The sequence below is a fragment of the Shewanella saliphila genome (genome assembly GCF_014648295.1).
Taxonomy (GTDB): Bacteria; Pseudomonadota; Gammaproteobacteria; order Enterobacterales; family Shewanellaceae; genus Shewanella; species Shewanella saliphila.
In genome coordinates, this window is the sequence record NZ_BMQV01000001.1 from 213,449 (window position 1) to 225,819 (window position 12,371).

The window sequence follows — 12,371 nt, forward strand, 5'->3', positions numbered from 1 at the left end:
ATTGCTGCTATATCGAGGAAAATTTTAGTGGTAGACCCTGTAAGAATGTCGCTCAACGTATAGTTTTTCGTTTTAAATGACAATAAAATCGTTTGTAGAGACTAACTATGCAAAATAAAAAAGGGAGCTAAGCTCCCTTTTTTATTTAATGCTCTGTTTTAGTTACTTTTTACGCCAAAACATCGCCGACAGTGCAGGCAGAATAATAATTGCACCTAACATATTCACTAAAAACATAAAGGTAAGCAAAATTCCCATGTCCATTTGGAATTTAAGGTCTGAGAAAAACCAAGTACTCACCCCAATGGCTAATGTTAACCCGGTAAAGATAACCGCACTTCCGCGCTCAACCAATGCTTCAAAGTAGGCTTGCTGCACTGGCATACCGTTCGTCAGCTTATTAGACATGGTCGATAAGATATAAATACCATAATCGACACCAATCCCTACACCTAATGCAATTACTGGCAACGTGCTTACAGCAAGGCCAATATCCAGTAATGTCATTAATGCCTGGGCTAATGTTGACACCACATATAAAGGAATAATCACAGCAACAGTCGCTTTAAGTGATTTAAAGCTAATTAAACACAATACAAACACTGCTCCATACACGTAAAGCATCATAGGTAACTGTGCTTCACTTACTGCTTCGTTCGTCGCGGCCATTACACCTACAGGACCTGAAGCCAGTTTAAACTGCAAACTGTCACTGTTTAATTGAGCGGCCACAGCTTTCACTTTTTTGACAACCACTTCAATGGTTTCTGCTTTGTGATCTTTTAAGAACAAATACACAGGCATCACTGAACAGTTACCGTTGAGCAAGCCGGAAGTAGTTGGCACCTGTCCTACCGCTTGGACTAAACTGGCTGTCGTGCGCGGTAGAATTTCCCAACGTGGATTACCCTCGTTAAAGCCTGCATTCACTTTTTTAGCCACCGAGGCAAGACTCGCCGTTGACTCAACACCCGGAGTATTTGCCACCATCCACTCAAATTGGTCAATTTGCGTTAATACCGAATGGTAAGTACAGGCTTCAGGCGTTGCTTCAACAATCACTGTCATCACATCGGTTGTGATAGAGAAATGATCAGTAATAAAGAACGTATCTTGGTTATAACGTGAGTCTTGATGTAATGCCGGCGCCCCACCCTGTAAGTCACCAATTTTCATCTTAGAAGACTGTTGAAATCCGATCCCATAAAGCACTGCCGTTGAAATTAATACAATTATGGCATATTTTGGCGTCGCAAAATTAGAGAGCCAACGCCATAGATTTTCAATTTGCTGCGTTTTTTGTGGGTTATCCGGTTTTTTAGGTAATTCAAAATATGAAATAACCAAAGGTAACAAGATAAGGTTAGTGAGAATAATGACCGCTACACCCAGCGAAGCTGAAATAGCCAGTTCACGAATAATCCCAATATCAATGGCTAGCAAGGTTAAAAACCCTACCGTGTCAGACAATAGCGCCACACCACCAGGAACTAATAAACTGCGAAATGCTGAAGCCGAAGCCGCTTTGGTGGTTTGTCCATCAAGTACACGACGGCGCACAGCGTTAATCATCTGTACCCCGTGACTCACGCCGATGGCGAACACCAAAAATGGCACCAAAATAGACATAGGGTCTAAGCCAAAGCCAACAACGGTCAATAAACCCAGTTGCCAACATACAGCCACTAAGCTGCAAGTTAACGGCAAAATGGTTAACATAATGGATTTAGAAAACAGATAAACCATGACTGCAGTAATAGCTATCGCGATTAAGAAAAACAGCAATACGCCTTTAGCGCCTTCTGCAACATCACCTGCCATTTTGGCAAAGCCGATAATATGAATCTTAATCTTATCGTTTTCAAACTTCCCGCGAAGCTCTTGCTCTAACTGATTAGCAAACGCAATAGTATCAATTGGTTTACCGGTTTGCGGGTCAAACTCCATTAACTGTGCAGAGACCATCGCTGAGGTGTAATCGTTGCCAATTAACCGCCCTACGATACCTGCTTTTTCGATGTTATCGCGCACAATCTGCAAACTGTAATCATCGTTGCGAAAGTCTGCCGGAATAACGGGGCCACCGGCAAAGCCATCTTCGACCACCTCGGTAAACCGAGTTGAAGGTGAAAACAAAGATTTAACTTGTGAGCGTTCAACACCAGGAATAAAAAATAATTGATCATGCACATTTTTCAGTGCGTCAAAAAATACCGGGTTAAAAATATTGCCGCTCGTGTCTTCTACCGCCACCATGATGCTGTTCGCACCACCAAAGTCTTTTTGGTGTTTGGTGTAGGTTTGCATATACGAATGATTAAGCGGGATATTTTTACTAAATGCCGCATCCATTTTTAATTGGCTAGCTTGATAGCCTAAAAAAATCGTAATAAAAATAAACGAAATGATGACCCACTTCCGATTGCGGAATAAATGAGATTCAAATCCATTGACCAGTTTTTCTAACATCTTATCGGCCCTATTATTGTTGTTTTAATTATCCAATCTAACCTTAAGGTTAGTTAAGCTGGAACAGTCCTTTAGAACCGGCAAACCATAACTGGCCTTTACTGTCCTTAGCAACTGCCACAATGTTTTCACCTTGACGTCGGGTAATAATTTCTGCCTTGGTATCATCAACAGACAATACAACCCCAGCATTCCCCACAAGGTAAAGATCATTATTTTGTGTTACCAATGCACCATTGATTGATGATTCAACAGGTAAATCGACCTGTTGCCAATCGGATAAACTTAAATCTGACTTAAATACATTACCACGTAACCCCATGACATAGATGTCGTCAGCAACTTGAATCGCATTAAACATCGACCCCTCATAGCCAAAATCCACTTTAGTAAATGTTTGGCCATTATCATCAGATACGGCAACCATACCTAATTCGCCGACCAACAGTAGACGGCTATCAGCAAGACGGATTAAGCGATTAAAGTGTGGTAATAATGCAGCGCGCTCAGACAAATAAAGTGCTTCATCTTCCGCTTTTAAGTCGTTTAGATAACCGATATCTTCTTCAAATAGTAACTCTTGATGAAATTCATCAGTCCAGGTTTTCCCACCATCAGCGGTGCGATAAAACAATCCATAAGCCCCAACCGCAATACCGTCATTTTCGCTATAAAAACGAATATCCATAAATGGCTTTTCTATTTTTGTCGATTGCATTTGCACTGACCAGGTTTCACCGCCATCTTTTGTGTGAATAATGGTGGCATCATGACCAACGGCCCAGCCATTTAAGTCATCAAAAAAGAACACCTTGGTGAGATGTGTTATTACCGGTGTCGCGACTTGTTGCCATTGCTCGTTTTTATAAAGTAAAACATTACCACGCTGCCCTACAGCAACCAGATTGTCACCGGCATTAGCAATATCAAGCAATAAAGAGGATTGAGCTAAAGGTTGAATTTGAACAGTAAGTGGATCGAGTTGGGCATCTACTGAAGCAGTATATAAACATGCACTAATCCCAATCGCCACTGCACTGCGAAGCATGCTAAACGTCATACAAACTTCCTTAACAATGAAGGGGCGCTAAGCGCCCCATTTATGGCTATTAACGAATACCTGCACGTCTTAATGCATCAGGCGTAAAGTTAGATTCTGAAAGTGACGCATCAAAGTTATACATGCGGCCTTCGTTGTCTAATCCCATTGCCAAGTAACGACGTGATTGTAAGTCATGGAATACTTCTAACGTACTCCAATTTGTTAATACATCATAGTAGTTAATGGTATGTGCAACACCAACGCGATATAACTCGTCACGGTTGTCGTACATATCCGTTAATGATACCTGCCATGAATCTTCGTCAATATAGAAAACACGGGTTTTATAGATGTGACGCATGCCGTCTTTCAACGTCGCTTTCACTTCCCATACGCGATGTTTTTCATAACGAGCATATTCAGGGTTAATATGACCAGGTTGCAAAATTTGGTCATACTTTAACTGGTCTGAATGCAGCTTGTAATCATTGTAAGGAATATAAACTTCTTTTTTACCAACAAGTTCCCAGTTATAGCGCGAAGGCGAACCGTTGAACATGTCAAAGTCATCTGTGGTTCTTAAGCCATCAGATACTGTGCCTGGCGTATCAAATGCGACGTTAGGCGCTTTACGAACGCGGCGCTGTCCAGTGTTATAAGTCCATGCTTGGCGAGGCAAAGCCTCTTGGTCCATGGTTTCTTTTACTAACAGTGCTGTACCTGCTAATCGAGCTGGCTGCGTAACAACCTGCTTAAAGTAAAATAATGTATTTGTTTCTTTCAGTTTGTCTAAAGTGATCTCTGGGCGAGTATATTCGAAACGGATCTCTTCAGCATTTTCAACTAAGGTATATGACCCTCCAGACGTTGGTGCAGCCTGGCTACGATAAGTTTCTACATCAACACCACGATAGCGTAAAATGTGGTTCCAAATCACTTCTAAACCAGAAGCAGGAATAGGGAAAGGTGTGCCTATTGTTGCACCCGTAATACCGTTTCCTTGAGAAACTAAATCTGCATTGAGCGCATTGCTCTTCGTTGCATCGTATACGTACTGAGGGACTGATGCACTTCGACGAGTTTGATACACGTTCATTTTGTAACTGTCTGGGTAAAGCTCAAATAACTTGTTTTGCCCTGGCGTTAAAAACTCAGCGTACTGCGCTTTATTTGCATTGGTAATGGTAAATAATACTTTATCTTCTGGAAACGGATCAGGGTGATGCATTCCCTTAGTGTAGCCGGCAACAGGTTCAGTGATACCACCATCCCATGCAGGAATAGAACCATCGGCATTAGCCGCTTTTTCAGCTCCTAATGGGGTTAAGCTTGTACCTAATTTGTCAGCGTCAGCTTGTGATACTTTCGCCAGCGCAGCAGGTGCACCAAGTGCCATAATCACTGCTGCCGATAATATCGTCAGTTTCTTCATTATAATTATCCTTTTAGATCGAATACTTGACGTTGAAAGAGACATAATCTCTGTCAGCCATAGCATTTGTTGTTCCTACACCACCAAAAAAGTTGTTGTAAGAAAGGTCCGCGCCCCAACGACTTTGATAATCAAAGTTCAAACCAATCGCAACCGATTTTCTGCCCTCAGTAAATAAGAACATTGGATCAGGTGTAATACCATCAACGTCGTGTGAGAAAATGACTCGCGGATACATGTTCACCCCAGCAAACACGTTGTTGAAGTCAGCTTTAGCAACGATACGATATCCCCATGCAAAATCTGTTGGGAATGGATTCGTTTCTGGACCATTGTGTAATGCTTCAATGATCCCTGGCATATCTGGATTACCACCAGAACGTGCTGTGCCAGGACCGCTTAGACGTAATTCATCAAAACCAGGCATATCGTGGATCCAAACACCACCCACTTCAGCAAGCATGGTTAAGTTATCTAAGCCTAACGTTGGGCCAAATAAATGAGTGAATGTCATTTGCGCCTGAGTGGTATCACGGGTGATATACCCGTCAACCGTTTCACCTGGATCGTAAACATCCATTTGTGAAATGCCATCAAGATCTGGGCGAAGGCCTGCATTGGCTAACTGCTGAGGCATTGCGGCAAACAGTAATTCGACATCATCGATCTGTAAAGGCTCATCTACACGGTGAGCAATTTCACCCGCAACAGATGTGTCACCGACTAAGGTGTTAAAACTGAAACCATATAATTGGATGTCTTCAGGATACACAATTTGCGCTTTAGTGAAGGTTTCCATGCTTAGCAATAAATCACGGTCAATATTCCCGCCACTTGCTGCTAATCGGCCATAATCACGGCCAATGGCTTCAGAGGTAAAATTAGACGCTGTACCACTGATAATTGGACGGCGGCTATGGTAGTTCATATAGTAAAAGCCAAATTCAGTTTCACCCAACTCTGGTGAGTAATAACCGAGCTTAATACCATACTGGCCATCATCACTAGCTTTTGCTGAATCTTGAGTTAAGGCCACTTTAGTAGAATATGCCGTCATGTACGCAGCATAAGCGGGGTCAAAACCACTCGCAGCAGCAGCTTCATATAAACGTGAGTATTCTGAAATTAAGAAGTCTTGATTGATATCTGGGTTAGCGTTAAAGCCTAACTGAGCATTCTGGTTATACCCGCCATAACCGGCAAAGTCATTGGTTGCAAAGTTAGAACCTGGCGTAGGTACCCAAATTTCTTGCCAATCATATTGGTAAAACGCTTCAACGTTAAGGTTATCTGTTAACCCTAAAGAAGCCCACACCATGCCCTGAGGACGAAATGCTTCTTTAAGTTCAGCACCTGGTGCGTTTAGAATATTTAAATCTACAGCGTTAATTACCGCAATACCATGAGAGATAAGTGCGCTTTCACCCCATGACACAACTTGATTACCGACACGAACGCTTAATGGGTTCGCGCCATCGTTTAAATCCCAGTTGGCATAAACGAATGCGTCAAGTAAACGGATATCTTTACACTGCACTTCAGACGCTTTGCTGTCTTCACAAGGATCAAATTCTTGACCAGTGAGTGGATCATTAAAATCATAATCAGCGTCGTTTAATTTGCGGTCGTAAAAATACATACCACGCAAAAATAAACCGTAATTTTTGTATTTTAATGACAGCTCATGCAAACCTTTGACGATTTCAGATGTGGTATCACCTTTGGCATACAATAAATTACTCAAGTCATTGTTACTTGAGTAAGAACCCGGCTGTTCCCAAATCTCAGCCGAAGTGTATTTAGTTGAGCCAAATGCGCCGCCAAACGCTGAGTAACCAGACCAATCAAATTGTGGCTGATTCACCTTACCAATTTGACCATCCCAGTCACGGTCAGACACGCGCCAGCTAGCACCTGCTGTCCATGTAGAATCGAATGTGCCTCGTACTTCACCCCAATCAAATGACACCGCTGATGCAGGAGCGCTCATACCGAAACATAGTGCCGACACCACCCCCAAAGCGAGTGCCGATTTGTTAAATCTTTTGTTAACAATATTCATTTTAGTTAATCTCCGTAACCTGTTGGATTAGTTGTTATAGGAATTAAAACCAACATCTTGTTAGCCCACAGGCAACACCATTGTTACAGCATTTAACTATATTGAGCAAGGTCAAAAAACAGAAAATGTTTAAGAAAATTAACGATGTCTAACGAAAAAGATAGGAATTTTTTACAGTGATATTTGAATTAATTCTAAGAACAACCATCCCAAAAACGAACTATTATCGAAAAAAGTTTATTTTCATGCACTTATAGATTTTCATCTTGTTAACTTTACTGTTACATTAATCAATCAAACGTTTGAAGTAAATACTCTATAATTTATTGAGAGATTTGAAACTACCATCGGGATTTAACACCAATTTAAACTTTCCTTGTATACCTTGAGAGGTTAAAAATGGTCTAAAATATTTACCATTGATGTGTAACACCCTTGCATATTGATCACGCACTTGGACTTTTTCTGCAACTCCTTGGTAGTAAGGTAAAAAAGCCTCATAACTGACATTTAATGAAAAAAATAATTCCACAGTATTCTCCACAAAAAAGGAGAGCAAGCTCTCCTTTTTACCTGTTAACACGACCACTTTATTTTGCTAAAAAAGTGGCCATGACAATACGATTATTCGGCCAATGATTTTGTGACTTTTTCGTATAAATCTTTTGATAAATCGGGTAGGTTTTGCAGCTCTTGCAAACACTGCTTCATTAATTGTTGGCGAGAGGCATCAAATTTCGCAAATTGAATTAATGGGGTAATCATCCGCGAAGCCACTTGTGGGTTACTCTTGTTTAACTTAATCAAAATTTGAGTTAAGTAGCGATAACCTTCACCATCAGCACGGTGGAACTGATATGTGTTTGCCGAAGCAAATGCCCCAATTAATGAGCGCACTCTGTTGGGGTTTGAAAAACTAAAGCTGTTATGTTTAGTTAACTGTTTAATTTGCTCAATCACATCATCTGTATTGATCAACGCCTGCAATGTTAGCCACTTATCCATAACTAAAGGTGTTGAATGCCACTTAGATTCAAAGTCACTCAATAATGCCGGTAAACAAGTTAATTGTGCGCTTGTGGCCGCTTTTAATGCACCAAGACAATCTGTCATATTTTGCGCATTGTAGTATTGTTTCTCAACAACACTCTCATGGACATCAGACACCTGGCATAGCAAACTTAACGCGATATTTTTAAATGCACGCGCTCCTGCAGCATCAAGAGTACTGAGCTCACGATAACGAGCGAGTAACTCATCTTCACAAGCACTGGCTAATTCTTCAACCACAAACTCTCTGGCTTTTGCTAAAGCATCTAAATCAACGCTATCAACCTGTTCGATCAATGCCGAGGCTGATGGAATAGACAAGATCTCAGCTACCAATGCTTGGTCAAGATTGACATCAAGTATGATACCTCTGAAAGCTTCAATGACGCGGCTGTCAACGGTCATCACTTGTTGCTGTTGCAATTGAGCGATGTTGTGCCAAATGGTTTGACTAATTAATTGCACTGAAGCTTCCCAGCGCGCGACTTCGCTCGAGGCATGACGCATTAAGTGAACCAGCTGATCGATAGAGAAATCATAAACCAATTTTACTGGAGCTGAAAAGTCTTGTAACAACGAAGCCGTTGGGGCACTGCTAAGGCCATCAAATACAAAGGTTTGACTCGCTTTCGTGACATCAAGTACTTTATTGACTATCGATTCTCCGGCATTGTCCAGTAGTTCAAGACTGAACGGAATATGTAAGGTTTGCCCCTTAACGCCTTTAGAGACAACTTGCTGACTCACCGTTAAGTGATACTCGCCATTGTCGGCATCATACTTATCTGTGACGGTCACAACAGGGGTACCAGCCTGGCTGTACCAACGACGGAACAAAGTTAAATCTTTGCCACTGGCATCTTGCATCGCATTGACAAAATCATCACAGGTCACCGCTTGACCGTCATGACGTTCAAAGTAACACTTCATTCCAGCCTGAAAGCCTTCCTCACCCAAGATGGTGTGCATCATACGGATGACTTCAGCGCCTTTGTCATAAACGGTCACTGTGTAGAAGTTGTTCATTTCTATTACGCTTTCAGGACGGATCGGATGCGACATTGGCCCTGCATCTTCAGCAAACTGTTGGTTTTTCATCACGCGGATCGCTTGAATACGATTAACGGCGCGAGAGCCAACGTCTGAGCTAAATTCTTGATCTCGAAAAACGGTTAAGCCTTCTTTTAAGCTTAATTGAAACCAGTCACGACAAGTGACACGGTTACCGGTCCAGTTATGGAAGTACTCATGCCCTACTACCGACTCAATACCGTGATAGTCATCATCTGTGGCACTGGCTTTGTCCGCTAATACGTATTTAGTGTTAAAGACGTTTAAGCCTTTGTTCTCCATCGCACCCATATTGAAAAAGTCGACAGCGACGATCATATAAATATCTAAGTCGTACTCTAAACCAAAGCGGGTTTCATCCCATTTCATTGATTTTTTCAATGAGGCCATCGCATGATCGGCTTTATGCAAGTTGCCTTTATCGACAAACACTTGCAGTTTAACTTGGCGGCCTGATTGCGTGGTAAAGCTGTCGTTAAGTAAATCAAAATCGCCCGCGACTAGCGCAAATAAATAGCTCGGTTTTGGGAATGGGTCATGCCATTTAACAAAATGACGGCCTGAACGTGGCATTTCACCTTTATCGATTAAGTTACCGTTACTTAATAAAAATGGAAATGCCGCTTTATCGGCTTCAATACGAACGGTATAAATGGCCAGTACATCTGGACGGTCTAAAAAGTAGGTAATACGGCGAAAACCTTCTGCCTCACATTGTGTACAGTAGGCTCCGTCTGACATGTATAAGCCTTCAAGACTAGAGTTTGCTTCTGGGTCGAGCAAGCTCACTACTTCTAAATCAAATTCATTAAGTTCTGTGGCAATGAATAATTGATTGTCATGTTGACGATAATCAGCTGAACTGCCATTAAGCTTGACTGAACCTAACGATATTTGCTCGCCATCTAACACAAGTTCGTGTTGGTGCTCACCATTACGGATCACTTTACTGGTAGTCGTCACTTTGGTGTTTTTGCCATCTAAGATGACATTTAAATCAACATGGGTAATCGTGAAGGCAGGCTTTGCGTAATCTTTTAAATGTTTTTCTTGTGCTTGACTCATACTCGATCCTTTTCAAACAAACTCATTTTTACTTAGTAACATTGATTGTCAATATAACTTAGCATCTTGATAATATTAAGAAAAAACGCGCCTTAAGCGCGTTTTTTTTGTCATATTACTGCTTACTTAGCAGTAGCTTTCGCCATTTTTTCTGCATCTGCCATATCAAGAGTGATATAGGCGGTTTCATCTAAAAATGCATCAGGTAATTTGCTGTCGTCAGTGGTTTCAATGTCATCAAGTGATTTAACCACTTCAAGACCTTGTTGCACTCGACGTGCATTGGCACGGTCTAGGGCACGTTTATCATCTGACTCGCTAGATGCAACACGCTCACTTTCAACCAATGAAATGGTCTTATCTTTGTGATGCTTTTTAAACTCATTAATGTCTTCGTAAATATAACTGAACTCAGTATCAGTGCTAATACGCGCTTTGTGTTTTGCATCAAGATTACTGATTAAACTTGGGCTGATATTACCTAGCGTGTTGTATTGCGCCACAGGTACTTTATCCCAAGGTAGTGCGTTTTTCTCTTCAGACTCGCCGTATTCACCTGGCTCTAAAGCACTTGGGAAACGCAAATCTGGAGTGACACCTTTTAACTGGGTACTGCCGCCATTGATGCGGTAAAACTTAGCAATCGTGTACTGTACATGGCCAATAGGCTTTTCGTACATGTCATAAATTCGACCTAAGCTTTTATGTTGCTGCACGGTACCTTTACCAAAGGTTGACTCACCAACAATTAACGCACGGTCGTAGTCTTGTAAGGCCGCTGCAAAAATCTCCGAGGCCGAAGCACTGTAACGGTCAACCATGACGGTTAATGGACCGGTGTATGCACTCTTGCCGTCGTTATCACGGTTTTCATTAACCCCGCCATTGGCATCGCGTATTTGTACAACTGGGCCCATATCAATAAATAAGCCTGTTAACAAGGTTGCTTCAGTTAATGCCCCGCCGCCATTACCACGAAGGTCGATAATAATCCCTTCAACGTTATCTTGTTCAAGCTTAGTAATTTCTTTAGCAACGTCTTGTGACAAATTCATATAAAAACCAGGAATTTGAATCACACCGACTTTACGGTTAGCGTATTGGCCTTCTGTTGGCTCAACCACTTTTGAAGTTGCGGCTCTGTCTTCTAAACGAATTTTGTCACGAGTGATGGTCACTTCAAACGTTTTTGCGTTAGCGCCACCTTTTTTAGGCAAAATTTGCAGTACAACTTCACTGCCTTTTGGCCCTTTAATCAAATCAACAACATCGTCTAAACGCCAGCCAATAACATCGACAATGTCATTGTCTTTTTGTCCTACACCGACGATTTTATCTTCTGGCGATAACTTTTCGCTGTTAGCCGCTGGGCCTCCAGCAACCAGGCTTTTAATCACGGTATAATCATCGTCCATTTGCAACACAGCACCAATACCCTCAAGGCTTAGGTTCATCTCCATTTGGAAACGTTCTGCATTACGTGGCGACAAATAACTGGTGTGTGGTTCAACGCTGCGGGCAAAAGCGTTCATGACGCTTTGAAACACATCTTCGCTTTGGGTTTGGCTTAAACGTTTAATGGCGTTGTTGTAGCGTTTCTCTAACACTTCAACAATTTCAGGCCATTTTTTACCGGTTAACTTAAGGTTTAACGCATCGTATTTAACGCGTTGTCGCCATAACTCGTTAACTTCAGCAAGATCTTTTGGCCATACGGCATCTTCGCGGTCGAACTCGTAGGCATCACCGGCTTTGGTGAAATCAAACTCTTTGTCGAGTAAAGTTAACGCATAAGCAAAACGTTCATAACGGCGCTTTTGTACTAAATCATACATAGTAAACGCTGGGCTAATATCGCCACTGGTCACCATGTCATCAAATTGATTTTTATACTGATCAAAGCTGGCAATGTCTTCTGCGGTTAGCACATTACGGCGATAGTCTAATTGCTCAAGAAAACGTGAGTAGATTTGCTCTGAGAAGGCATCATCTAGGTTAAAGCGATGATAGTGCGAGCGAGTAAACAATGTGGTTACTCGCTTGCTAGCCACTTTGTGTTGCGGCTCTTGTGCTAGCTTGGGTAACTCGCTGATTTGAATCGTTGGTGATATTGCCCACGCCGAAAAGCCGACAAATAAGCTGGCAATCGACACGGCCAAGGTAAGTTTTCGCATCAACAA

At 41.9% G+C, this 12,371-nt stretch carries 7 protein-coding genes; all 7 read right to left on the minus strand.

What is annotated here, in order from left to right; translation table 11 throughout:
* Positions 1–162 precede the first annotated feature (162 nt).
* Positions 163–2,469 (minus strand): efflux RND transporter permease subunit, encoded by a 2,307-nt coding sequence (locus IEY48_RS00880; protein WP_188916447.1) that lies wholly within the window; start codon positions 2,467–2,469, stop codon positions 163–165.
* A gap of 49 nt (positions 2,470–2,518) precedes the next feature.
* Positions 2,519–3,529, minus strand: coding sequence for a WD40/YVTN/BNR-like repeat-containing protein (locus IEY48_RS00885; RefSeq protein ID WP_188916448.1), 1,011 nt, complete (start codon positions 3,527–3,529; stop codon positions 2,519–2,521).
* A 49-nt stretch (positions 3,530–3,578) separates the two neighbouring features.
* On the minus strand, positions 3,579–4,943 hold the full coding sequence (locus IEY48_RS00890; RefSeq protein ID WP_188916449.1) for a DUF1329 domain-containing protein: 1,365 nt from the start codon (positions 4,941–4,943) through the stop codon (positions 3,579–3,581).
* A 13-nt stretch (positions 4,944–4,956) separates the two neighbouring features.
* A complete protein-coding gene (locus tag IEY48_RS00895; protein WP_188916450.1) occupies positions 4,957–7,005 on the minus strand; it encodes a DUF1302 domain-containing protein in 2,049 nt (682 codons plus the stop codon).
* A 316-nt stretch (positions 7,006–7,321) separates the two neighbouring features.
* Positions 7,322–7,537: a DUF2835 domain-containing protein gene (locus IEY48_RS00900; protein WP_188916451.1), complete on the minus strand. Its 216-nt coding sequence runs from the start codon at positions 7,535–7,537 to the stop codon at positions 7,322–7,324.
* Between the two features lie 92 nt (positions 7,538–7,629).
* Positions 7,630–10,191, minus strand: a complete 2,562-nt coding sequence (pepN, locus tag IEY48_RS00905; protein ID WP_188916452.1) for an aminopeptidase N — start codon at positions 10,189–10,191, stop codon at positions 7,630–7,632.
* A 122-nt stretch (positions 10,192–10,313) separates the two neighbouring features.
* Positions 10,314–12,365, minus strand: coding sequence for a carboxy terminal-processing peptidase (prc, locus tag IEY48_RS00910; protein WP_188916453.1), 2,052 nt, complete (start codon positions 12,363–12,365; stop codon positions 10,314–10,316).
* Positions 12,366–12,371 lie beyond the last annotated feature (6 nt).

Coding starts and splice junctions, on each gene's coding strand:
- IEY48_RS00880 (WP_188916447.1), bottom strand. CDS start 2,469: ATGTTAGAAAAACTGGTCAATGGATTTGAATCTCATTTATTCCGCAAT.
- IEY48_RS00885 (WP_188916448.1), bottom strand. CDS start 3,529: ATGACGTTTAGCATGCTTCGCAGTGCAGTGGCGATTGGGATTAGTGCA.
- IEY48_RS00890 (WP_188916449.1), bottom strand. CDS start 4,943: ATGAAGAAACTGACGATATTATCGGCAGCAGTGATTATGGCACTTGGT.
- IEY48_RS00895 (WP_188916450.1), bottom strand. CDS start 7,005: ATGAATATTGTTAACAAAAGATTTAACAAATCGGCACTCGCTTTGGGG.
- pepN (WP_188916452.1), bottom strand. CDS start 10,191: ATGAGTCAAGCACAAGAAAAACATTTAAAAGATTACGCAAAGCCTGCC.
- prc (WP_188916453.1), bottom strand. CDS start 12,365: ATGCGAAAACTTACCTTGGCCGTGTCGATTGCCAGCTTATTTGTCGGC.